Origin of the sequence: Streptomyces drozdowiczii (genome assembly GCF_026167665.1) — a bacterium.
GTDB lineage: Bacteria > Actinomycetota > Actinomycetes > Streptomycetales > Streptomycetaceae > Streptomyces > Streptomyces drozdowiczii_A.
On the sequence record NZ_CP098740.1, the window covers coordinates 620,469 to 644,048 of the forward strand.

General features: G+C 71.8%; 16 protein-coding genes, 2 pseudogenes and 1 riboswitch. Of the genes and pseudogenes, 4 read left to right on the top strand and 14 right to left on the bottom strand.

The window, feature by feature from the left end; all coding sequences use genetic code 11:
• Positions 1-27: 27 nt before the first annotated feature.
• The 4 genes and pseudogenes from NEH16_RS02835 to NEH16_RS02850 all read right to left on the bottom strand — a co-directional run bounded on the left by NEH16_RS02835 (position 28) and on the right by NEH16_RS02850 (position 6,554).
• Complete coding sequence (locus NEH16_RS02835; protein WP_265538910.1) at positions 28-1,674, bottom strand: ABC transporter ATP-binding protein; 1,647 nt, start codon at positions 1,672-1,674, stop codon at positions 28-30.
• Positions 1,671-2,849 (bottom strand): energy-coupling factor transporter transmembrane component T, encoded by a 1,179-nt coding sequence (locus tag NEH16_RS02840; RefSeq protein ID WP_265538911.1) that lies wholly within the window; start codon positions 2,847-2,849, stop codon positions 1,671-1,673. The genes NEH16_RS02835 and NEH16_RS02840 overlap by 4 nt, the downstream gene beginning before the upstream one ends.
• Positions 2,846-3,808, bottom strand: a complete 963-nt coding sequence (locus NEH16_RS02845) for a hypothetical protein (protein WP_265538912.1) — start codon at positions 3,806-3,808, stop codon at positions 2,846-2,848. The genes NEH16_RS02840 and NEH16_RS02845 overlap by 4 nt, the downstream gene beginning before the upstream one ends.
• A 32-nt stretch (positions 3,809-3,840) precedes the next feature.
• Positions 3,841-6,554, bottom strand: a pseudogene (locus NEH16_RS02850) (prenyltransferase/squalene oxidase repeat-containing protein).
• 401 nt (positions 6,555-6,955) lie between these two features.
• Positions 6,956-7,029, top strand: a riboswitch (cobalamin riboswitch).
• A 123-nt stretch (positions 7,030-7,152) separates the two neighbouring features.
• Here NEH16_RS02850 and NEH16_RS02855 point away from each other — a divergent pair.
• The gene (locus tag NEH16_RS02855) at positions 7,153-8,565 is read left to right on the top strand and encodes a hypothetical protein (protein ID WP_265538913.1); all 1,413 of its coding nucleotides are present in this window, start codon (positions 7,153-7,155) and stop codon (positions 8,563-8,565) included.
• Positions 8,566-8,572: 7 nt separating this feature from the next.
• On the opposite strand, the gene NEH16_RS02860 is transcribed toward NEH16_RS02855, so the two are convergent.
• A complete protein-coding gene (locus NEH16_RS02860; RefSeq protein WP_265538914.1) occupies positions 8,573-9,067 on the bottom strand; it encodes a molybdopterin-dependent oxidoreductase in 495 nt (164 codons plus the stop codon).
• Positions 9,068-9,437: 370 nt separating this feature from the next.
• Positions 9,438-11,510: an alpha-galactosidase gene (locus NEH16_RS02865; protein WP_265538915.1), complete on the bottom strand. Its 2,073-nt coding sequence runs from the start codon at positions 11,508-11,510 to the stop codon at positions 9,438-9,440.
• A 173-nt stretch (positions 11,511-11,683) separates the two neighbouring features.
• Between NEH16_RS02865 and NEH16_RS02870 the strand changes: the two are divergent.
• A pseudogene (locus NEH16_RS02870) lies at positions 11,684-12,657 on the top strand (alpha/beta hydrolase).
• A 60-nt stretch (positions 12,658-12,717) separates the two neighbouring features.
• On the opposite strand, the gene NEH16_RS02875 reads toward NEH16_RS02870, so the two are convergent.
• The 8 genes from NEH16_RS02875 to NEH16_RS02910 form a co-directional block, all read right to left on the bottom strand.
• Complete coding sequence (locus tag NEH16_RS02875; protein WP_265538916.1) at positions 12,718-14,178, bottom strand: endo-1,4-beta-xylanase; 1,461 nt, start codon at positions 14,176-14,178, stop codon at positions 12,718-12,720.
• Positions 14,179-14,439: 261 nt separating this feature from the next.
• Positions 14,440-16,098, bottom strand: coding sequence for a catalase (locus tag NEH16_RS02880; RefSeq protein WP_265538917.1), 1,659 nt, complete (start codon positions 16,096-16,098; stop codon positions 14,440-14,442).
• Between the two features lie 153 nt (positions 16,099-16,251).
• Positions 16,252-16,497 (bottom strand): DUF6480 family protein, encoded by a 246-nt coding sequence (locus NEH16_RS02885; protein WP_073967318.1) that lies wholly within the window; start codon positions 16,495-16,497, stop codon positions 16,252-16,254.
• Between the two features lie 134 nt (positions 16,498-16,631).
• Complete coding sequence (locus tag NEH16_RS02890) at positions 16,632-16,898, bottom strand: DUF4235 domain-containing protein (protein ID WP_073967319.1); 267 nt, start codon at positions 16,896-16,898, stop codon at positions 16,632-16,634.
• A complete protein-coding gene (locus NEH16_RS02895; protein ID WP_265538918.1) occupies positions 16,895-17,392 on the bottom strand; it encodes a DUF3618 domain-containing protein in 498 nt (165 codons plus the stop codon). The genes NEH16_RS02890 and NEH16_RS02895 overlap by 4 nt, the downstream gene beginning before the upstream one ends.
• A complete protein-coding gene (locus NEH16_RS02900; RefSeq protein ID WP_073967321.1) occupies positions 17,358-17,771 on the bottom strand; it encodes a phage holin family protein in 414 nt (137 codons plus the stop codon). Before NEH16_RS02900 ends, NEH16_RS02895 begins: the two co-directional genes overlap by 35 nt.
• A gap of 119 nt (positions 17,772-17,890) precedes the next feature.
• Positions 17,891-18,940: a YihY/virulence factor BrkB family protein gene (locus tag NEH16_RS02905; RefSeq protein ID WP_073967322.1), complete on the bottom strand. Its 1,050-nt coding sequence runs from the start codon at positions 18,938-18,940 to the stop codon at positions 17,891-17,893.
• 96 nt (positions 18,941-19,036) lie between these two features.
• Complete coding sequence (locus NEH16_RS02910) at positions 19,037-20,596, bottom strand: pectate lyase family protein (RefSeq protein ID WP_265538919.1); 1,560 nt, start codon at positions 20,594-20,596, stop codon at positions 19,037-19,039.
• A 409-nt stretch (positions 20,597-21,005) separates the two neighbouring features.
• Between NEH16_RS02910 and NEH16_RS02915 the strand changes: the two genes are divergently transcribed.
• Together NEH16_RS02915 and NEH16_RS02920 are read left to right on the top strand one after the other, a co-directional pair.
• Positions 21,006-21,920 (top strand): AurF N-oxygenase family protein, encoded by a 915-nt coding sequence (locus NEH16_RS02915; RefSeq protein ID WP_265538920.1) that lies wholly within the window; start codon positions 21,006-21,008, stop codon positions 21,918-21,920.
• A gap of 21 nt (positions 21,921-21,941) precedes the next feature.
• The gene (locus tag NEH16_RS02920) at positions 21,942-23,576 is read left to right on the top strand and encodes an FAD-dependent oxidoreductase (protein ID WP_265538921.1); all 1,635 of its coding nucleotides are present in this window, start codon (positions 21,942-21,944) and stop codon (positions 23,574-23,576) included.
• Positions 23,577-23,580 lie beyond the last annotated feature (4 nt).

Below are 23,580 nucleotides of genomic sequence, written 5' to 3' on the forward strand. Positions count from 1 at the left end.
CGGGCACGGTCGGTGCTGTCGGCTTGCTCACGGCTGACCGCCCTCCGGTCGAGGTGTGGCCAGCGCGGTGGTGACCTGGTCGACGGTGAGGAAGGGCAGCGGGGCCAGGATCTTCGCCGTCTGGGGCGCGAAGACCGGGGAGGCGACGATGACGTCCGTGGTGGGCCCGTCGGCGACGATCTCGCCCTCGGCCATGACGACGACCCGGTCGGCGGCGCGTGCGGCGAACTCGACGTCGTGGGTGGAGACGACGATCGCGCGGCCTTCGGCGGCCAGGGCGTCGACCGTCTCCACGAGCCGGTTCTTGGCCCGGTAGTCGAGGCCCCGGGTCGGTTCGTCCAGGAGCAGGACGTCCGGGGCCGCGGTGAGCTGGATGGCCAGGACGAGGGCGAGTTTCTGCCCTTCGGACAGGTCCCGCGGGTGGCTGCTGTCGGGGATTCCGGGTGCGAGCCGGTCCAGGATCTCGCGTGCCTTCCGGCCGTTCGCGGATTCGGTGTCCGCCTGGGCGAGTTCCTGCCCGACGCTTTCCAGGTAGAGGAGGTCGGCGGGGGTCTGCGGGACGAGGCCGACCAGTTGCCGGGCCCGTGCGGCGGGCAGGGTGTGGGGGTCGGCGCCGCGTGGCGTGCCGTCGGCCACGGACACGGTGCCGGAGTGCCGGGGACCGGTGCCCTGGAGCGCCCACAGCAGCGAGGACTTACCGGATCCGTTGCGTCCCATCAGCGCGGTGACCTCGCCCGCGCGCAGGGTGAGGTCGACCTCGCGGACGGCGGGGACCCCCTTGTGGGCGACGGTCACCTTGCGGGCGGTGAGCAGGTCGGGCCGGTCGGGGCCGGGCGCCCGGCGGACGGGTGCCGGGGTGTGGCCGGTCAGTCGGGTGCGCAGCTCGCGGGCGGTGCGCCTGGCGTCGCGGATGGACAGCGGGAGGGGGTCCCATCCGGCGGCTCGGCCCAGCTCCACAATGGGGGGTGCGATGGTGGAGCTGCGCAGGACGTCGGCGGGGGCGCCGATGCGGACGTGGCCGTCGCCGGGCAGATGGAGTACGCGGTCGGCGTACTGGACGACGCGTTCGAGGCGGTGCTCCGCCATGAGGACGGTGACGCCGAGGTCGTGGACGAGGCGGGTGACGGCGGCCAGGACCTCTTCGGCCGCGGTGGGGTCGAGGGCGGACGTCGGTTCGTCCAGGACGAGGACGCGGGGGTGGCTCGTCAGGACCGAGCCGATGGCGACGCGCTGCTGCTGGCCGCCGGAGAGCTCGTGCAGGGCGCGGTGGCGGAGGTCGGCGAGCCCCAGCAGGTCCAGGGTCTCCTCGACGCGCTTGCGCATGGTGGCGGGCGGGACGGCCAACTGCTCCATGGCGTACGCGAGTTCCTCCTCCACGGTGTCCGTGACGAAGCCGTCCAGCGGGTCCTGGCCCACCACGCCGACGACGTCCGCGAGTTCGCGCGGAGGATGGTGAGCGGTGTCCCGGCCGTCGACGGTGACCCTGCCGTACAGGGTGCCGCCGGTGAAGTGCGGGACGAGGCCGTTGACCGCGCCGAGCAGGGTGGACTTGCCGACCCCGGTGTGGCCGACGACGAGGCACAACTCGCCCTCCTCGACCGTCAGGTCGACGTCGCGGAGCGCTGGGGCCGCCGCGTCGTCGTACTCGATGGTGACCTGGTCAAAGGTGATCACGCGGTTCCGGCTTTCGGGTCGGTGCGGTGGGTCGCGGCGGGCGGCGGGGCGAGGAAGCCCGCCGCGCCGGCGAGCAGGATCGCCGAGGTCGGCACGAGCGGGAGGTCCGGCCAGGTGAGCGGGTAGAACGTCGGGTTGAGCTGCGCGGGGTCGTAGCCGAGGTTCACGAACAGCAGGACCGCCGAGAGCACACCGCTGCCGGCGACCAGCCACTCGGCGGCGCGCCAGAGGTCGGGCCGGTAGGTGGTGCGGGTGACACGGCGGCCTCCGAGGCGGAGCCCGGCGACACACAGTGCCGCGCCGACGCCCATCGCGGGAAGCCCCAGGAAGGCGGGGGCGGTGGCGTCGAGGAGTCCGTACGCCCCCGCGCACAGTCCGCACATGCCGAGGAGCATGAGGGCGCCGGTGACGCGCCGGGAGGTGCGGGTCGCGGTGCCGGCACGGCCGTAACCGCGTGAGTCCATCGCGGCGGCCAGGCGCAGCGACCGCTCCAGGGCATCCTCCAGGACGGGTACGACGATGCCGCGCAGGGCGCGCAGCCCCTGGGTCCGGCCGGCTCTCAGCTTCCGTGCCCGGGAGACGCGTTGGACGCTCTGCACCAGCTGCGGGGCGACGCTGATCGCGACGGTCACGGCGACGCCCAGCTCGTACAGCGCACCCGGCAGGACCCGCAGGGCCCGTTTCGGGTTGGCGAGGGTGTTGGCGGCGCCGATGCAGCACAGCATGCACGCCAGGCGGAGCCCGTCCGTGGCCGAGGAGAGGACGGCCTCCAGCGACACCGGGCCGCCGAGCTGGATGCCCGCGTACCAGTCGGGGGTGGGGATGTGCGGGAGGGCGAACAGGAAGTGGTCGCGCGGGGTGATGCCGGTGGCGAAGACCGCGCGGAAGGTGACGCGGATCGCCACGACGGTCAGCGCCAGGAACAGGTAGTACTTGAAGCCCCGGGCCCAGGGCGCCGTGGTCCGGCGTGCGGTGACGACGTAGCCGAGGACGGCGAGCACCAGGAAGAGCAGCAGCGGGTTGGCGGTGCGGCTGACCGCGGTGGCGAGGGCGAGCGCCCAGATCCACCAGGCGAGCGGGTGCAGGCCGCGCGGCAGCCGCCGCCCGCCCCGGTCCGGTACGGGACCGGGCGGGCCGGGCTGCGCTTGCGCGGCGGTGCGGGCGACCGCGCTCACTCGTGCGGCCTGCGGCGGGCGGCGTAGAAGGCGGCGCCCCCGATGAGCAGCACCAGGGCGGCGCCCGCGACGACCGGCAGGACCGAACCGGAGTCGTGAGGTGCCTCGGCGGTCGGTTCGGCGTCGAGCACGGGCGTCTTGCCCTTGGCGGCGTCCGCGTCCGCGCTCGGGGTGTCCGAGGGGGTGGGAGTGTCCGAAGGAGAGGGCGACGGCGAGGGCGACTCGCTCTTCTCGGGTTTCTTGGACGCCTTCGGCTTCTTGGAGTGCGTCGGGGACGGTGTGTCCTCCTGGGTGGCGCCCTGCTCCGGGGCGGGGCCCGTGTCTACGTCCGGCGGCAGCTCGGGCGCCTTCTCGGTGGACGCGGGTGAACCGGCCCCGGTGGGCTTTGTGTTGTGGGCCCGCAGCTGGTCGGGGGTGACCTTGGGGCGGCCCTCGGTGCCCCCGATGTCGGTGCCGCCGAAGATCCACAGGTCGACGCTGCCCGGCTTCGGCCGGTAGAGCATGGCACCGAGCTGGCTGTACTCCCAGTCGTTGGCACCGGGGTTCGCGTGCCAGTACGACCAGTAGGCGGACGCCGGAGGGGTGAGGACGCAGTCCTCCTCGGACGTGGGCGGGAACTGCTTGCCGCTCCTGTAGCCGCTGAAGCCGATCCGGCAGATGAAGGCGGGCCCGTCGTGCCCGGTCCCCACCGTGCGCCAGCCGCCCTGGTTCAGCAGCTCGTAGCCGGTCGTCGGAGTCGTACCGCAGGCGCGGTAGATGGGCCCGCCCCAGTGGCTGAAGTCGACGGCGAGGACCGCGCCCGACGTGGTGGTGCACCGGCCCATGGACTGCGGGTCGGCCGCCGCCGGGAACGCGGTCGCGCCGAGCCCCGCGAGGGTGAGGCCGAGCGCGGCCACCAGGCGTGCGAGGGTGCGCAGGACCGGCTTCAGCGGGACCGGCCTCGTCGGGACCGGCCTCATCGCGACTGGCCTCGGCGCGCGCAGGACCGGCCTCATCGCCCCGCCTCCGCAGCGACCCGGCGCCGGGCAGCGACGACGGCCCACCAGCCGAGGGCGGTGAGCAGCACGGCGAAGGCCGCCAGCGCGGTGACCTGGACACCGGTGGAGGCGAGGGCCCCGCCGCCGTCACCCCCGTCCGCGTCCACGATGCCGCCGCCCGAACCGGAGTTGTCGTCTCCCGGGGTGACGATCTGCGGGGTGCCGCCGGTGTCGTCGCTGGGGGTGGGCTGGGCGGAGGTGCCGTCGAGGCCGCGGTCCAGCTTCCCGAAGGAGATGCCGGTGGCGCCGCCCACGGCCTGGGTGGAGGCCCGCAGGTCGGAGCCCGGCTGGCCCTCCTTGGCGACCTTGAAGCCGCCGTCGGTGTTCTGCTGCCCGGCGAGGAACGTCAGCGCCGCGTCGATCTCCTTCCGGTACGTGGCCTTGTCGAGGGAGAGTCCTTGCACGGCGAGGGCCGCGGAGTTGACGGAGTTGCCCGCCGCGCCCGGGAATCCGCCGTCCGGGAGCTGCTTGGAGGCGATCCACTTCAGGGCCTTGCCGACCGCCGCGTCCGCCGTCTTCCCGCCGGCGAGGTCGAGGGCCATCGCGGCGATGGCGGTGGAGTCGACGTCGGAGTCGCCGGTCGGCGGGATCAGGCTCGGCCAGGCGCCGTTGCCGTCGTTCTGAAGGCTCTCCAGGTAGGCGAGCGGTGCCTGCGCGTTGTCCTTGTCCCCCGCGCGGAGCTGGGCCATGACGGCGAGCGCCTGCGAGAAGACGGACGGTGCGTAGGTGTAGGCGCCCTCGGCGGCGCAGGAGCGGTCCGGGGCGGTGCTCGCGGCGGGGCAGACCGCCTTGTCCAGGGCGGCGATCAGGTCGTGCCCGGCGAAGTCGCGCGGGTCGCGTCCGACGGCCTCGGCCAGCAGTGCGGTCTTGCCGATCGATCCGCCGGCGGCGTACGCGGTACCGGCGCCCGTCCAGTCGTTGACCGTCCGTCCTTCGCCGTCCTTGCCCCGGTCGTCCAGGAAGTCCACGATGCCGCGCAACTTGGCGTCGTTCAGGCCGGTGGCGGCGAGCGCGTAGGCGCCGTCGATGGTCAGGCCGAAGTCGGCGCGCCCGGACCCGGGGCCGACCGGGTAGTACCGGGCCTGCTTGAGCTGGGCCGCGCCCGTGAGGTAGGCCACGCCCTTCTTCAGGTCGGGGCCCTTGCCGGGGCCGGGGCCTCCGTGGTGGGAGGGGTGGTGGTCGGCGGGGCGGTGGGCTCGCTCTTCTCGGTGGTGAGCGTCGCGAGATCGGTACGCGCTCCGGCGAGTACGGCGACGGGGGTCGCGTACAGCGTGGGGTCGACGGCGTCCTGGTCGAACCCGAAGCCGCCGCCCTTGAGCTGGACGCGGGAGAGCCAGCCCTCGGCGGCGTCGGCCCGCTTCGTGGCGCCGAGCGCGCGCAGGGTCTGGGCGGCGTAGGCGGTGGCGATCACGTCGCCGGTGGTGGATCCGGCGTAGCCCGGGAAGGCCCCGGTGTCGAGCTGCGTCTTCGCGAGGTAGTCGCGGGCCTTGGCGACGGCGTCCTCGTGGCCGCCCGCCGTGTGCAGGACGAGTGCGATCAGACCGGTGGTGCCGGCGTCGCCCTCGCAGCGCTCGCCCGGTTGGATGAGGATGCTGGTGATGCCGCCGTCCTTGCACTGGACCTGGGCCAGCCGCTCGACCGATGCGGTCTGCGGCTTCTCGCCGGCGCGGAGGAGGGCGAGGACGGCGCGGGCCTGTTCGTCGGCGTAGGTGATGTCGCGGATGTCTCCGGCGGCCGTGCAGCCGTTGCCGGGGGCCCTCTCCGTACAGACGTTGCCGGTGAGGTCGGCGATGAGGTCCCGGCCGCCGAAGGAGCGCGCGTCGCCCTCGGTGGACTCCGCGAGCAGGGCGAGCCGGGCGGCGGCGCCGGTTGCGGGCGGTTGGTCCTTGCCGTTGGGCGCGACGTAGTCGTCGACGTGGCCGGCGAGGAACGAGGTGACCTTGTCCAGGGTGTCGCTCCTGCCGTCGGCGGCGGCCAGCGCGTACGCGGTCTCCGTGGTCAGCAGGTAGTTGGGGGCCTCGGCGCCCTCGTCCACGATGCGTTCACTGTCGGTGAGGCCGTTTTTCAGCCAGCTCGCGGCCCCGGCGACGTCCACGCGGCCCGGTGCCCCGGTCGGTTCGCCGCCCGGGTCGGGGTTCGAACCGCCTCCGGCGCGTACGTCGTCGGGGCTGAAGGCGGGCCTGCCGGTGGTGCCGCCGATGTCGGTGCCGCCGTAGACCCAGGCGTCGACGTCGCCGTCCTTGAGCTTGCGGCCCATGGCCCCGTACTGGCTGTAGGACCAGTCGTCCTGTCCGGCCGAGGCGACCCAGTAGGACCAGTACGCGGTGGCCTGCGGGGTGAGGACGCAGGCTTCCTTGTCCGGAGTCGGGTACTGGGTACCGGAGTTGAAGGCGCCGTACCCGATGCGGCAGATGAAGGCCGGTCCGTCGTGCTGGGTGCCCGCGGTGGTGAACCCGCCTTCGTGCAGCAGCTCATAGCCGGTGGTGGGGGTCGTGTCGCAGCCGCGTTCGACCGTGCCGCCGAAGGGCCCGAAGTCGACGGCGACGACGGCACCCTTGGTGGCGGTGCAGTCGCCGGCCGGAGCCGCGGCGGCGCGCGGGGCTCCGGGCAGGAAGGCGAAGCAGGCCGCTGCCAGGAGGCCGAGTGCGCAGAGCACGGCGGTGACCATGCCGTGCCGTCTTCGTGCGCCTGTGTCCGGACGCTGCGTGGTCCCCACCGGGCCCCCTCGGGTGTGGCCGATGCGGGGGTACGAAGACGTGGCAGCAGTACGCCGCCCGGATTCCCGAGGAACCGCGCGTCGTTACGGGTCGCACCACGCCGTAGTCCGCGACGGCGTCTGTTGCTGTGGAACAAGCCCCAGGTACTCCGGCTCACCCGACCAGGTCGGGTCTACGGTTGCGGGTCAGCGCCGGACTTCGACCGGCTTCCCCTGGAACGGCTTGCGTATCGGAGCGAGTGGAGCATGCGTGCGTACGGTCCGTCAAGGCTGCCCCTGACGTGACGGCGGGGCACGACCGGGCCCTGTGGCGGACTCCCCCGGCGTCGGGTACTGTCCCGCACTGCCGAGTGGGGGAACCCGGTGGGAATCCGGGGCTGACGCGCAGCGGTGTGGGGGCATCGACCGCCCCCGAGCCCGAATGCCCAAGCGGTGATGGCTATCCGGAAGTCGGTCCACGCGTTCACGGACGGCGGCCAAGTCCGCTGCGTGCGCTCGAAAAGGGCCGGTCACCGGGCGGGGCGGCGTCCCTTCACCCTGGAGCACGCCAATGCCCCGTCCCGCCCTTCTCCACCGCACCGCCCTCACCGCGGTCGCCGCGCTGGGCGCCTTCGCGCTCACCACCCAGTCGGCCGCCGCGACCGCCACGCCCGCGCAGATCGCCACGTCCAAGGCGAACGGTGTGACGTACCTCAAGTCCCTTCAGCAGCCCGATGGTTCGTACGCGGGCACGGGTCTGTCCAACGAGTGGGCCTTCAGCGCGCTCGCGGCGGCGGGCACCGCCGCAGTGGACGTCACCCCCGGCGGCGACACGACCAAGAACGCGCGCACGGTCTACAGAAACCTCCTGGCCACCAGCGCCTGGCCGTCCGCGTCCCCGGTCGTCACCGATTACGAGCGGGCCGCGCTCAACGCCTACGCGGCCGGGATCGACCCCGCACGCGTCTCGGCGGCACGCAATCTCGTCGCGGACATCTACCGCTACTGGCAGACCGCCGAGCCCGGCTACTTCGGCCCCTCCGCCAACTTCAACGGCACGGTGTTCGCGGCGCTCGCCCTGAACGGCGCCAGGACGACCACCGGCCAGATACGCGTTCCGCAGGCGCTGCGGAACGCGGTGATCAGCCGCATCCGGGCCAACCAACACGACGACGGCGGCTGGAATTACAGCAAGGCCGAGGGGAATCCGGGACAGCTGGCCAGCGACAGCGACATCGACATGACCGGCGCCGCGATGGCCGCACTCTGTGTGTCGGGTGTCGCGAACACCGACCCGGACATCGTCCAGGCGAAGACATTCCTCAAGGGCAAGCTGATCGCCAACACCGGTGCGTTCGACGCCATGTTCGGCGTCAACACGGACTCCAACGGCTGGGCCGTCTCCGGCCTCAACGCCTGCGGGATCAATCCCCAGACCGGCGACTTCCTCACCAGCAAAGGGAAGACCCCGGTCGACTTCCTCATCGGCCAGCAGTTCAACCCCGGTGGCGGATTCAAGTACCTCCCGTCCGACACCGCCCCGCAGGCGTACGCGTCGATCGACGGACTGCGCGCGGTGGCCGGCGGCGGCTTCACGGCGACCCCGCCGACGCCGGTCACCTCGGGCGCGCCCCAGTGGGTGGGCCAGACCTCATTGACCTCGGGCACCGCGACGTCCTTCGCGCTGACCGTGGACGACGGCACGGGCAGCCCGAAGGTGTGCTCCGTCCCGCTCACCCCGACCGGATCCACGACCACGCTCGGTGCGGTGCTCGACGCGGCCACGAGTGCGGCCACCCCGTCCGGCTGCGTCAGCGGGGTCACCCCGCCCTCCGGCACCGGACAGCTCACCTCGCTCAACGGCAAGGCCAACAGCGGCTCCAACACCTGGAAGGCGAGCGTCGACGGCTCGGCCTTCACCACGGCCGCCCGCAACCGGTCCATCGGTGTGGGCGACACGATCGCCCTGCGCTGGGGCGCCTGAGGCGCGGTCACACCACCGCGGGGGCGGCCCCCTCGCGGTGGTGGCGGCCGAGCCAGATTCCGGTGACGGCGCTGACGTAGCGCGCGCCGCACCGGTCGGACGGGACGACGAGCTGGGTGCCCGCCTCGTCCAGGTCACGGCCGTCCATGCGGGTGGCGAGCAGGACCGGCGCGTTGCCGAAGTCCGCGTCGATCTCCGCCCAGGACAGCACGGCGTGGTGGCCGTCGCCGCCGCTCACCGCGAGCAGGAGCCGCGAGCGCTCCTTGCGGCGGAGCGGGGCGAATCGGGGCAGGGCGGCGGCCACCACCTCGCGCAGCAGCGGTCCGGCGAACGCATGGCGCTGCGGGCCGGAGGTCGCGCAGTCGAAGACGACGTCGGCCCGGTGCTGCTCCCAGTCGCGCCGCAGCCGGGCGACGGACAGGGTGACCGGATCGGCCAGGTCGCCCCAGAGCGCGAAGGTGCCCGGGGGCGTGGGACGCGGAGCGGTGCTCGGTCGGTTCATCGTCGGTCCCCTCGCGGCGGTCGGTGCGGCGGCTGCGCGCAGTGATACCCGACCGCCGGAGCGGCGAACCGCGATTGCCATGCCGGATCGCCTCTTCGGCTCGCATTTCTGAGCTGTGTACGCGTACGGGCCTGGCATGGGCCTGGTGCGCCGAGCGGGCCGCCCGCCTGCCACCTGCTCACCGGCAGCGGACGCACCGTGTCCCCACCCGGCGGTGCGCCGCGCCTGCCCGTGCGCGTCGAGTCCGAGAGCATGGCCTTCGACACCTGGTACCTGCACCTCCCCGAGGGTGATCGGGTGCCGCCCCGGGTCCTGGAGGAGATATCCGCTCGACCTGCGCACGGCGTTGCCGTGCTGGCGTACCGGCTGGTCAGCGGGTGCGGACCGCGTGCAGGACAAGCGCCGATTCCGGGTGCAGGCGCGGGAGTTCGAGGCCGATGTGGGCCAGGAACTCGCCGGTGATCCCGGCCTGTTCCGGGGACGGGCGGGGCGTCGGGCGTACCCCGTTCCCGGAGGGCGGGGGGCCGACCGGTGTGAGCCGGTAGACGCCTTCCGGGGCGAGGCCGGTGAAGCGGGCCCGGGACGGGATCTCCGCGCGGGTCGCGGTGAGTTGGACGTACGAGAGGAGCGCCTCGCCGCCGTCGGGGGCGACCACGGCGGTGAGCGAGGCGGCGTCGTCGTCGGGGCTCTCGTGGCGGAACAGACGGCCGGTGTGCAGCAGGGTGCGGTGGCGCTTGTACGCGGCGACCCACTCGGCGAGTTCGGCGCGCTCGGCGTCCGTGGCGGAGGTGATGTCCCACTCGATGCCGAAGTGCCCGAACAGGGCGGTCGCCGCGCGGAAGGCGAGCGTGTGGGTGCGGCCCGTGCTGTGGCAGGTGGTCGGTCCGACGTGGGCGCCGGTCAGTTCCAGCGGCAGCAGGAGGTTGGTGCCCCGCTGGATCTCCTGGCGTTCCAGGGCGTCGTTGCAGTCGGAGGTCCACACACGGTCGGTGTGTTCCAGGATGCCGAGGTCCATGCGGCCGCCGCCCGACGCGCAGCTCTCGATCTCCACTCCGGGGTGGCGCCCGCGCAACTCCGCCAGGAGCCGGTAGGCGGCGGTGGTCTGTTCGCGGACCGCGGCGCGGCCCTCGTGGCCCGGTTCGACCAGGTCGCGGTTGTGGTCCCACTTGAGGTAGGCGATGTCGTACGTGGAGAGCAGGGTGTCGAAGCGCTCCAGGAGGTACGCGTAGACCTCGGGGCGGCACAGGTCGAGCACCTGCTGGTTCCGCCAGTCCGGCGGGAGCCGGTCGGCGGCGTGCAGCGCCCAGTCGGGGTGCTCGCGCAGGAGCCGGGAGTCGGGGTTGGCCATCTCCGGTTCGCACCACAGGCCGAACTCCATGCCGTGCGCCCGGACATGCTCGATCAGCGGGCCGAGGCCGTCCGGCCACACGTCCGGGTCGACGTACCAATCGCCCAGGCCGGCGGTGTCGTCACGCCGGCCGAGGAACCAGCCGTCGTCCAGGACGAAGCGCTCGACACCCGCCTCCGCCGCGCGCTCGACCAGCGGCATGAGGCGCCCCGGGTCGTGGTCGAAGTAGGTCGCCTCCCAGTTGTTGAGGACGACGGGGCGCGGCCGGACCTCGGGGTCGGGGTGGTGGGCGCGGGCACGCAGCCAGTCGTGGAAGCGGGGCGTGATGCCGTTGAGGCCGCTCCCGGAGTACGCGGCACAGAGCCAGGGCGTCACGTATTCCTCACCGGGCGCGAGGGCGCACTCGCCGGGCAGGAGCAGTTCGCCGGTGCCGATCACGCAGCCGGTGGACGGCATGCGTTCCGCGTAATAGCGCTGGTTTCCGCTCCACGCGAGATGCACCGACCAGACCTCGCCGTCGTCCCAGCCGAAGCCGGGGGTGCCGACGGACAGCAGGGCGGGGCTGTCGTGGCCGGGACGCCCCCGGCGGCTCTCCCGCAGATACGTGCCGTGGCTCAGCGGGTGGCGCTGCGGCTGGCGCTCCTTGGCCCACCGGCCGGTGAAGTCCATGGCCTCCACGGCGCGCGAGGGAATCGGCAGCACCGGTGTCAGCTCGTCCAGCTGGTAGGCGTCGGTGCCGGTGTTGCGCAGACCGTGGCGGAGGCGCAGCAGTCCGGAAGGGGTCAGTTCCAGCTCCGCCCGCCACTCCAGTCGGCTGTCCGGGTCCTCGGCGCGGACGGTGATCCGCGCGCCTTCGACGTGCACGGTGCGGGCGTGGGTGAACGACGGCGACCAGGCCGTGCCCGCACGGTGGCCGATGAGACCCGGCCGGCCCTGGTGGACCTGGGCGTTCAGCGGGAGGAGGGAGGTGCCGGTCACCGTGTCGCCCAGGGTCCGAGCGGTGGTCTCGGAGAGTGCTCTTCCCCAGTGCAGGACGCGTCCGTCCGTCTCGTCGACGACCAGGCTGACGCCTGCGGCGGTCAGGTGAATGGGCATGTGTGATCCCTTCCGGCGCCGACTATATGGGGTGTCCGCCCGCCGCGGGCAGTGCGGTGTCCTTCCCCCACGTTGCGAAGGGCGGAACCAGCGCGAACGATGGAGTCGGGCCCGATTTTCGAGACGCGAGGCCGCGTGGACCGGGCGCTCGTGCGTCAAGACGTGGAGCCGACATGACTGATCTTCCTCCTCCGATCACCCCCTATCTGGAACCGGCCGCGAAGGAGCTGTGCGAGGCGACGGATCCGCATCCGCGGATCTACGAGGTCCCCCGGAGAAGGGCCGGGACATCCTGCTCGGTCTGCAGAGCGACGCGTCCGTCCCCCGGCCCGATGTGGACGAGGAATGGGTCGACGTGGACGCCGGTGAGTGGGGCACGGTCCGTACCCGCATCATCCGGCCCGCCGGGTCCACCGCGCCGCTGCCCGTGGTGTTCTACATCCATGGAGCGGGGTGGGTCTTCGGGGACGAGAAGACCCACGACCGCCTCTTCCGGGAGCTCACGGTCGGCGCCGGGGCGGCCGGCGTCTTCCCGGTCTACGACCGCGCGCCCGAGGCGAAGTACCCCACCCAGGTCGAGCAGAACTACGCCGTGGGGCGGTGGGTCCTGGAGCACGGCGCGGAGCACGGCCTCGACACCTCGCGGATCGCCGTCACCGGCGAGTCGGTCGGCGGCTGCATGTCCACCGTGTTCGCGCTGATGAACAAGGAGCGCGGCGGGATCGACCTCAAGGCCCAGGCCCTGCTCTACCCGGTGGCCGACGCCGGCTTCGACACCCCCTCGTACCACCAGTTCGCCGAGGGCTACTACCTCACCCGGGACGGCATGAAGTGGTTCTGGGACGCCTACACCACCGACGCCGCCCAGCGCGCCGAGCCCCACGCCTCACCGCTCCGGGCCTCCCTGGACCAGTTGAGGGGGCTGCCCAGGACTCTCGTCATCACCGATGAGGCCGACGTCCTGCGGGACGAGGGCGAGAGTTACGCGAACAAGCTGCGCGAGGCCGGGGTGGACGTGACCTCCGTCCGGGTGGCGGGCATGGTCCACGACTTCCTGCTCCTGGACAGCCTGCGCGACACCCGCGCCGCCAACGTCGCCCGCAAGCTCGCCGTGGACTTCCTCCACGCGGCGCTGCACGGCGACTGATCCGGGCGACGGCCCGGCCTCCTCCCCGGGCGGGGAGGAGGCCGGTGGTGTACGGCGGTGTCAGGAGGCCAGGGTCCAGCGCTGGTTGCTGCCGTTCCCGCAGGAGTAGAGCTGGATCTTCGTGCCGTTGGCCGTACCGGTGCCCACGGCGTCGAGGCACAGTCCGGACTGGACGCCGACGACGGTCCCGTCCGAGTTGAGGCGCCACTTCTGGTTGTCGCCGCCCCAGCAGCTGTAGATCTGGATCCTGGCGCCGCTGCCGCTGCCCCCGGCGTCCAGGCACTTGTTGCCGTAGACCCTCAGCTCACCGGCGGCGGTGTGCTCCCACTTCTGGTTGGCGGCGCCGCCGCAGTCGTACAGCTGGACCGCGGTGCCGTCCGCCGTGGCGGAGTTGGGCACCTCCACGCAGCGGCCGGAGCCGACGCCCTTGAGCTGTCCGCTCTGCCCGCCCTCCTCGCCGCCGTCACCGTCGCCGGGGCCGGTGGACGCGCCGCCGTTGAGGGCGTTCAGGACGGAGGTGTACGCCGCCTTCTTGCTGCCGTCGTTGTTGAACAGCAGCGGGGTGTCCCCGGAGCGCCAGGAGTCGCTGTCGCGTACGCCCCATACGGTGATGCCGAGGCAGCGCGAGACGGCCAGGCAGTCGTTGGTGACACTCGCGTACGTCGAGGCCGAGGCGCCCTGGATGTCGAGCTCGGTGATGGCCACGTCCACGCCGAGGGCGGCGAAGTTCTGGAGGGTGGTGCGGAAGTTGCTGTTGTACGGGCTGCCGCTGTTGAAGTGCGACTGGAAGCCGACGCAGTCGATCGGCACACCGCGCTGCTTGAAGTCCTTGACCATGGTGTACATCGCCTGGGTCTTCGCCCAGGTCCAGTTCTCGACGTTGTAGTCGTTGTAGCAGAGCTTGGCGGCCGGGTCGGCGGCGCGCGCGGCGCGGAAGGCGGCCTCGATCCAGTCGTTGCCGGTGCGCTGGAGGTTGGAGTCGCGGCGGGCGCCCGAACTGCCGTCGGCGAACGCCTCGTTCACGACGTCCCACTGGGCGATCTTGCCCTTGTAGTGGCCCATCACGCCGTTGATGTGGTCGATCATCGCCTGGCGCAGGGTGCTGCCGCTGAGGCTCTGCATCCAGCCGGGCTGCTGGGAGTGCCAGGCGAGGGTGTGGCCGCGCACCTTCTTGCCGTTCTGCACGGCCCAGTTGTACACGCGGTCGGCGTTGGCGAAGGTGAACTGCCCCCGCTGCGGCTCGGTCGCGTCGATCTTCATCTCGTTCTCGGCGGTCACCATGTTGAACTCGCGCGAGGCGATGGAGGTGTACGCCGAGTCGCCGAGCTTGCCCGAGGCGATGGCGGTGCCGAAGTACCGCCCGCTCTGCGCCGCTGCGGCCCCGAGCGTGGATTCGGCGGCGTGCGCGTCCGACGGTGCGACCAGCGCGGCGGACGCGCCCAGCACCCCGACGAGCAGCGCGGGCAGCAGGGCACGGAGCGGGCGGCTGAGAGCGGATCTCGGAAGGGCGTAGGAGCCCATGGCTGTGCCTCCTCGGTAGGGAATCGCGGTGCCTCGGACACGGATGATCGATGGATTGACAGGGCACCGTCAACACTTCTCGCAGATAAAGTTTCTGCGAGATTATCGAAATATTTCGGAGGCCAGATGAACATCTAAGCCGGTTCCTGCAAGTGATGCGGCAGCTCACGCTGGCTGTAAGCGCTCACATTCACACCTTCCGCCGACACACTTCCGCGCCGTCTCGAAATATTTCGAGACGGCGCGGAAGGGCCGGTGGAGTCAGCGGGTGACGACGTGGCGTTCGTCGGGGACGCAGTGGGTCATCGTCAGGCCGGTGACGTCGCGCGGCGGGTTGTCGCCGAGACGGGAGAGGCGCTCCCGGTCCTCGTCGGTGAGGTTCTGGCCGGGCAGCGGCTCCAGGCCCTTGACGTCCGAGGGGGTGATGCGGAGCCCTTCGCCGATCTTGAGGCCCAGTTCGTTCTCCACGAGCAGGAAGTGCCAGACCATCCGCTCCTGGACCGGCCGGTCGCACTGCGAGAGCAGGTTGACGAGGTTGTGCACAAGGTCGTCCCGCTCCCACTGCTCCATCAGGAGGTAGCGCTGACCGGCCTGGAGGTAGTCGTTGGTCCGGGGGATGCGCTTGCGGGTGAGCCGGCCGCGCACCTCGGGGCCCACCTCGTCGTGCGTGGGGTAGTGCGCCTCGCGCAGACCGCCCGTGATGGACGGCTCGTAGTTGACGATCGGATTCCCGCCGCCGCCATCGACGTGGTACGTCATCAGGCCGTCGCGCTGGTTGGTGCGCACGGTGGCGTTCTTGGCCTGGTTGACCGGCAGTTGCAGGTAGTTGGGGCCGACGCGGTAGCGCTGGGTGTCGCTGTACGAGAAGGTGCGGCCCACCAGCATCTTGTCGTCGGAGAAGTCGAGCCCGTCCACCAGCACCCCGGTGCCGAAGGAGATCTGGTCGTTCTCCGCGAAGTAGTTCTCCGGCATCCGGTCGAGGACCATCCGGCCCACCGCCCTGGGCGGGAAGTCCTGCTCGGGCCAGGTCTTCGTGTCGTCCAGCGGGTCGAAGTCCAGCTCCGGGTGGTCGTGGTCGTCCATCAGCTGGACGAGCAGTTCCCACTCCGGGTGGGCCCCGCGCCCCACCGCCTCGTACAGGTCCTTCGTGGCGTGGCCGAGGCTGTCGGCCTGTACGTTGGCCGCGTCCTCCTCGGTCATGCTGCGCACGCCCGCCTTCGGCATCCAGTGGTACTTCACCAGGAAGGACTCACCGGACTCGTTGACCCACTTGTACGTATTGACGCCGAAGCCCTGCATATGGCGGTAGTCCGCCGGGATGCCGCGCGGGCTGAACAGGTTCACCAGCATGTGCATGGACTCGGGCGTCTGCGACATGAAGTCGAAGATGCGCCGGGGCTGCTGCTCGAACGTGACGGGGTCCGGCTTGAGCGCGTGGATCACATCGGGGAACTTGATCGCGTCCCGGATGAAGAAGACCCCCAGGTTGTTGCCGACGAGGTCCCAGTTGCCGTCCTCGGTGTAGAACTTCACCGCGAAACCGCGCGGGTCGCGCGCCGCCTCGGAGGAGTCACGGCCACCGATCACGGTCGAGAAGCGCACCGCGACGTCCGTGCGCCTGCCGCGCTCCTGGAAGAGCTTGGCGCGGGTGAAGCGGGCGATGGGCTCGTCGCCGAAGGCACCGTACGCCTCGAAGTACCCGTAGGCGGTCACGCCCCGGGCGTGCACGACGCGCTCGGGGATCCGCTCGCGGTCGAAGTGGCTGATCTTCTCCAGGAACTGGTAGTTCTCCAGCGTGGCCGGGCCCCGGGCGCCGACGGTGCGCTGGTTCTGGTTGTCGTAGACGGGATGGCCCTGCCGGTTGGTGAGCGTCTCGCGCTCGTCACCGGCTGCGGGGCCCCTGTTCGATACGTCCGTCACGGGCGTCGACTCCTTCGGAACGTGTACGTATGCGCCTTTTCCTCAAGCTATGCGAGGTTGGGGCACCCGGCAGTGCGGGCCGCCCGGGCGGGCGCGCGGGCACGGCCTGCCCGCCTCTGACGGGTTCGGCCGTTCGGGTCGCCCCTCCGCGCGTCAGAGCAGCAGGATGATCGCGTACACGAGGAAGAACGCCGCGATGAGCAGTGTCACGCCGATGATCAGCGCCATCGGGGCCTTCGCCCAGCCCTTCGGCGGGTTGTACGTGATGTCCTCGGGCCCCGTACCCGACAGTCCGCTCTCGGCGGGCGGGGTCTCCCCGGGCGGCACGCCGCCGCCGGGTTCCAGTCCTGGGGTCTCGCGGGGTTCCGGGTCGGGGTCCGGGGTCTGGGAAGGAGTCATGTGATCCACGTTCCCCGATGACCGCCGAGTTCGCCCGCCCACGGCCGGCGTGCGCCCGCCAGCAGGTCCTGGTACGCGGAGGGGGCCGGCTCCCGTCACCGGGTGCCGGCCCCCTCCGTCTCCACTGCGCGGCGTCAGCCCGGCCAGCTGCCGGTGAGGCGGCGGGCGGTCACCGCGCCGGAACGCTCTATCGCCGCCTTGACCACGGCGAAGATCGCGCCCTGGACGGCCGCGGCGAGCAGGATCTCCTTCCAGCGGCGGTCCTCGTCCATGGCGTCGGGGGCGTCGCCCTCGCCCTCGATGACCTTCCACACCTGCTTGAACGCCATGCCCGCGAGCATGCCGCCGGCGGCGCCGAGCACGAGCCCGACCGGCTTGTAGGCGATCTTGGCCGCGTTCACCGGCGGTGGCCCCGGCTGCGGCGGACCAGGAGGACGGCGGCGATCAGGGCACCGGCCGCGAGCAGCGGGGTGCGGTTGGCGCGGGCCGCGGTGGCAGCCTGGCCGGCGGTCTCGCGCAGCGGTTCGGGCGCCTTGTCCGCCGCGTACTGCCCGGCCTTCGCCGCGCTCTCGCGTACCTGGGCGGCGGCCTGGGCGGTCTTCTCCAGGACGGGGTCGGGGGTGCGCTCCCTCAGCTTCTGGGCGACCTGGGCCGCCTTGTCGCGCACCTGGCCGGTGGCCAGGGCTGCCTTCTCCGCGGTCTGCTGCTTCACAGCGGCCGTCCTCTCCTTCGCCTGCGCCTTGATGTCGGCCTTGGCGGCCAGCGCCTCGACGGTCATCCCGAGTTCGTCACGGGTTTGCTCGACCTGCCTGCGCAGGTCCTCGGGGTGGGGTTCTCGTTGTCGGTCCGGTGTGTGTCGCTCATCGGTGTGCCTTTTCCTTGATCTCTGCCACATCGGCCTTGACGCTGTCGATGGTCTGCTCGGGTGCGGGCGTCCCGGCCTCGGTGATCTGCCGCTTCCCCGCCAGGGCGGCGACGGCGGCCGCGGCCGCCAGTACCGCCGTGACGACGAGCGCCGCCGCCCACACCGGCAGCACCAGTGCGAGGGCGACGATGCACGTCGCGACCAGGGCCTGGGCCGTCAGGAAGCCCAGCAGGCCGGCGGCGCCGAAGAGGCCGCCGCCCTTGCCGTACCGCTTGCCCTTCTCGGTCATTTCCACCCGGGCGAGCTGCATCTCCTCCCGGACCAGCTCCGAGATCTGCTGCGAGGCACGCGAGACCAGCACGTTCACCGACTCGTCGGTGCCGTGGGCCTGACGCTCCATGGTGCTCATACGAGGTCACCTTGCCTTCCTCGATCGTGCGAATCGCGGTCCGCGCCCATCCGTCCGGCGCAGCGGCGCGTGGGTCGGTCCCGGCACACGTACCCGGTGATCGGCGGGACACCCCTGGGTCATTCCGCCAGCCGGCGGCGGTCCTCCTCGCTCCAGGCGCGGGTGTCGCGGGGCCGCACGTACGGCTCCTCGTCCTCGGGCAGTCCGCCGGCGATGGCGCGCCGGCGGGCCATCTCGGCGTCGAATTCCAGGCCGAGCAGGATCGCGAGGTTGGTGATCCACAGCCATACGAGGAACACGACGACGCCCGCGAGTGTGCCGTAGGTCTTGCTGTACGAGGCGAAGTTCGCGACGTAGAACGCGAAGCCGGCGGAGGCGGCCAGCCAGATGAGCATCGCCAGGAGGCTGCCGGGGGTGATCCACCGGAAGCCGCGGCCCTTGGCGTTCGGGGCGGCCCAGTACAGCAGCGCGATCATGAGGATGACCAGGAGGACCAGAACCGGCCATTTGGCGATGGACCACACGGTCAGCGCGGTGTCGCCGATGCCGAGGGCGGTGCCCGCCTGCCGGGCGACGGCGCCCGAGAAGACGACGATGAGCGCGCTGGCGCAGGCGAGGACCATCAGCGTGACGGTGAGCGCGAGGCGCAGGGGCAGGATCTTCCAGACCGGCCGGCCCTCGGGCAGGTCGTAGACGGCGTTCGAGGTGCGGATGAACGCGGCGATGTAGCCGGAGGCCGACCAGACGGCGACGGCCAGGCCCACGATCGCCATGACCGAGCCGACGCCGGCGTTGCCCTGGAGCTGGCGCACGGCGTCGGTGAGGACGTCGCGGGCGGAGCCGGGCGCCAGTTGCCGCAGGTTGTCGAGGACCCGCCGGGTGGCGGACTCCCCCGCGATGCCCAGCAGGGACACCAGCACCAGCAGCGCGGGGAACAGCGACAGGACTCCGTAGTACGTGAGTGCGGCGGCCCGGTCGGCGAGTTCGTCGTCCTTGAACTCCCGAGCGGTCGCGCGCAGCACGGCGAGCCAGGACCGGCCGCTCAGCTGGGTCGGCTCGTCGGGGGCCCGCTCCTCCACTTCCTCACCGGGTCCCACGTCCGGCGCGGGTCCGTCGCCGCCGTGGTGCTGTTCTTCCCTGTCGGTGCCGGGGTGCGGTGTCCTTTTCATACGGTGCGGTTTGCCCGCCGGGCGGTACTCATGTGTGCGAGGGCCGGTCCGGGGGGTGAGGCTTCCCCGGACCGGCCCGCTGTGCGGGAGGGGCCGCTATTCCGCGTACGTCTCGAACTCGGCGATCCTCGGTGTGCCACCGGCCGAGGTGATCTCGAAGGTGATCTTGCGCAGCGAGGTGGCCGGGACGGTGATCGTGCCGGCGCCGCTGCCGGTCTTGAGGACCGCGCCGGTGTCGGCGTTCAGCAGCCGCCAGGAGCCGGTCACCCCCTGGGCGCCCGCGGCCTCGCGGATGGTGACGGCGGAGACCGTGGTGGCGGAGCCCCACTTGACGGAGACGGAGCCGGTCGAGCCGGCCGGGGACCAGTAGGTGTTCAGGTCACCGTCGCGCACGTTGCCGTAGCTGGTTCCGCTCGCCTTGCTGGAGCCGTCGGCGCCTGCGCCGAGGCTGAGGTTGGTGCCGGTAGGTGTGGTCGGGTCGGTCGGGTCCGTGGGATCGGTCGGGTCGGTGGGGTCCGTCGGATCCGTCGGGTCGGTGGGGTTCGTCGTGGAGCAGTTGCCGTCGGAGACCTTGAGGCCCTTGTTGGCACCCGCGGTGCCGGTCACGATGGCGGGCACGCAGGAGGAGGCGTCGAGGGTGTAGGCGTAGGGGATGCTCACCGTGGTGTTGGACTGCGGGTTCGGTCCGGCGGGGTGGTTCTCCTCGCCGGGCTCGGACCAGGTGACGTTGTCGAAGGTGTTGCCGCTGACCTGCCAGTATCCGGTGGTGTCGGTGTAGAAGGTGCCGAGGACGTCCTTGGAGTCCTTGAAGTAGTTGTTGTCCACCTTGGCGTGGGCGCCGGCCCGGGAGTTGATCCCGGACTTGTTCAGCTTCACGTAGTAGTTGTTGTAGATGTGGGCGGTCCCGCCGCGCAGCAGCGGTGTGCGGGAGTCGACGTTCTCGTACAGGTTGTGGTGGAACGTGACGTAGCCGTTGTCGAGCTGGGTCTCGCTGGACCCGATGAGGCCGCCCCGGCCGGAGTTGCGCAGGGTGCTGTAGGACAGCGTCACGTACTGGGTGTTGTCCTTCATGTCGAAGAGGCCGTCGAAGCCGTCGTCCTCGCCGCCGGACGCCTCCAGGGTCGCGTGGTCGACCCAGACGTTGCGGACGTCGCTCTCCATGCCGATGGCGTCGCCGCCGTTGGAGGTGGGCGAGCCGGACTTCTTGACGTTCTTGACGGTCACGTTCTGGATGATGATGTTGCTGGACTGGCGTATGTGGATGCCCAGTTGATCGAAGACGGCCCCGCTGCCGACGCCGACGATGGTGACGTTGCTGATCTGCTTGAGCTCGATGACACCGGCCGCCGTGTTGCAGCTGTCGCCGGACACCTTGGCGGTGTTGGCGTGGTTGATGGTGCCCTCGACCTCGATGGTGATCGGCGTGCTGCTGCTGGCCCGGCCGCACAGGGCCTGGTGGATCTGGGTCCCGGTGGTGGCCCGTACGGTCTGCCCGCCCGCGCCGCCGGTGGTGCCGCCGTTCTGGCTCGCGTAGCCGGTGGCGCCGCCCGCGACGGCGGCGGATGCCTCGGGCATCGTGAGCACCGCTCCGGCCGCGGCCGCCAGGGCCATCGTGGACAGCGCCGCAGAAAGTCTCAGTGCGACTGGTCGCCTCATGTTCGTTCCCATTCGTCGAAGAGAGATGGAAAGCGCTTTCTGGATGGCGAGGATAGGGGCGGCCAGACTCGCCGTACAAGGATGTGAACACGAAAAGATGGCGCTTTCTTGATTTGGGCACGTCAAGACCAGGACGTTACGGGCTCAACCGGGGCGTCACGACCGTGGGCCGCGCCGACGCGGCACTCGCGCCCACGCCACGCGCACCGCCGCACCGTGGAGGGAACGTACGAATTTCCTACGCGGGGGTAGTGAGCGCGCGCCTCTTGCTATACCTTCCGTCTAACAGCTTGCTAGACGCCGCGTCTAACAAGCGAGGGCGGCGTCCGACGGCCGGCGATCTCATCGGGCCTTGCGCGATGAGGGCCGGACGGCGCCGGGTCGATCTCTCGAGTCAAGGAGCCGCAGCATGGCAAGCAGCACCGTTCGGCCGGAGGACCAGGACCGGGCCGCCGAGCAGGACGTCGCCCGGCGCCTGCTCGATTCGTCCGCGAAGCTCTCGTACGACCCCGCCACCGAGGTGGACTGGGACACCCCTCTGGACACCGACCACCACGGGGCGAGCCCCGAGTGGAGCACGCTCTACGCCACCGCGTACTGGGGCGAGCTGACGGAGGCTCAGCGCAAGGCGCTGACGCGCCAGGAGGCCGCTTCGGTCGCCAGCACCGGCATCTGGTTCGAGATGATCCTCCAGCAGATGGTGCTGCGCGACATGTATGCCAAGGACCCGACCGACCCGCGCTTCCAGTGGGCGCTGACCGAGGTCGCCGACGAGTGCCGGCACTCGATCATGTTCGCCCGGGGCGCGGCGAAGCTGGGCGCTCCGGCGTACCGGCCGCGCCGCCCGGTGCTCGAACTGGGCCGCGCCTTCAAGACCCTGGCCTTCGGCGAGGCGGCGTACGCGGCGATCCTCGTGGCGGAGGAGGTGCTCGACGTGATGCAGCGCGACTGGATGCGCGACGAGCGCGTCGCGCCGTTCGTCCGCACGATCAACAACATCCATGTGGTGGAGGAGTCCCGCCACATGAAGTTCGCCCGCGACGAGACCCGCAAGCGCCTGCGCGACGCGGGCCCGGTGCGCCGCCACCTCAACGCGCTCGTCGTCGCCATCGCCTCGTACTACATCGTCACCAGCATGGTGAACCGGGACGTCTACGCGAACGCCGGCCTGGACGCCGCCCGGGCGCGGGCCGAGGCGAAGACCAACGAGCACCACAAGTCCCTGATGCGGTCGAGCTGTTCGGGGCTGATGGAGTTCCTGGCCTCGGCGCGTCTGCTGACGAAGCCGGCCCTGTTCTTCTACAAGCGCGCCGACCTGATCTGACCCGAGCCGAGAGCCCGAGCCATGACCTACGCCATCACCCAGACCTGCTGCAACGACGCCACCTGTGTCGCCGTGTGCCCCGTCAACTGCATCCACCCGACGCCGGAGGAAGCGGACTTCGGCCGTACGGAGATGCTGTACGTCGACCCGCAGACCTGCATCGACTGCGGCGCGTGCGCCGACGCCTGCCCGGTGGACGCGATCTTCCCGGTGGACAGCCTCTCCGGGGCGCGCGAGGAGTACGCCGCCATCAACGCGGCCTACTACGCGGACCGGGAGCCGGAGCCCGCCGCCGGGCCCAACTTCCATGCCTGGGGCGCCCCTTCGTTCACGCGGAGCCTGCCGTCCGACTTCGCGCCGATCCGGGTCGCGGTCGTCGGCACCGGGCCCGCCGGGATGTACGCGGCCGAGGACCTGCTGCTGCACACCAACGCCGAGGTGACCCTGATCGACCGGCTCCCAGTGGCCGGCGGGCTCGTCCGGTACGGCGTCGCGCCGGACCACCCGGGGACGAAGGGGGTCGGCGAGACCTTCGCACGGTTCCACGCCCACCCCAGGGTGCGGATGCACCTCGGGGTCGAGGTCGGTACGCACATCTCCGCCGAGGAGCTGTCGGCGCACCATGACGCGGTGGTCTACGCGGTCGGGGCGGGCGCCGACCGCCGGCTCGCCGTCCCGGGCGAGGACCTGCCGTCGAGCATCGCGGCGACCTCGTTCGTCTCCTGGTACAACGCGCATCCGGAGGTGGCGCCGGACGCGGTGGACCTGTCGCGGGCCGAGCGGGTGGTCGTCGCGGGGAACGGCAACGTGGCGCTGGACGTGGCGCGCATCCTCGTCGCGGACCCGGCGGGGCTCGCGGGCACCGACATCGCCGACCACGCGCTGGCCGCCCTGCGCGGCTCCGGGGTCCGCGAGGTCGTCCTGCTCGGGCGGCGCGGTCCGGAGGACGCCGCCTGCACGGCGTCCGAGCTGCTCGCGCTCAAGCATCTTCCGGGTGTGGAGCTGGTGGTGGACGACCACGATCCGCGCATCGGCCCCGCGATCGAGGGCGCGGCGTCCGGGAGCGCGGCCGCCGTGCTGCGGGGCGTGCGCCGGGAGTCCGTGGACTGGGCGCGCCCGCCGGCGGAGGGGCGGCGCATCGTGCTCCGTTTCCACTCGGCGCCCGTGGAGATCACCGGCCGGGACGACGTGGAGGGCGTCCGGGTCACGGCGGCCGGGGGCGAGTCCGCGATACCGGCGCAGCTGTTCCTGCGGGCCATCGGCTATCGGGGGCTCGCGGTTCCCGGGCTGCCCTTCGACGAGGCGAGCGGCACGGTGCCGCACGAGGGCGGCCGGGTGGCCGGTCTGGCCGGCACGTATGTGGTCGGCTGGATCAAGCGGGGGCCCTCCGGGGGCATCGGCGCCAACCGCACCTGCGCCGCCGAGACGGTGGGCACGCTGCTGGCGGACGCGGTCGCCGGTGCGCTGCCCTCACCGGCCCACCCGGCCAGGGCGTTCGGCCGCCTGGTCCGGGGCCGCGCCCGCCAGGTGGTCGACGCCCGCGGTCTCGCCGCGATCGACCGGGCCGAGCGGGCGCGGGGCCGGGACGGCGGACGCCCCAGGGTGAAGTTCGGCACGGTCCCGGAGCTGGTCGCGGCGTCTAAGGGGCGCCGCTAGGGCG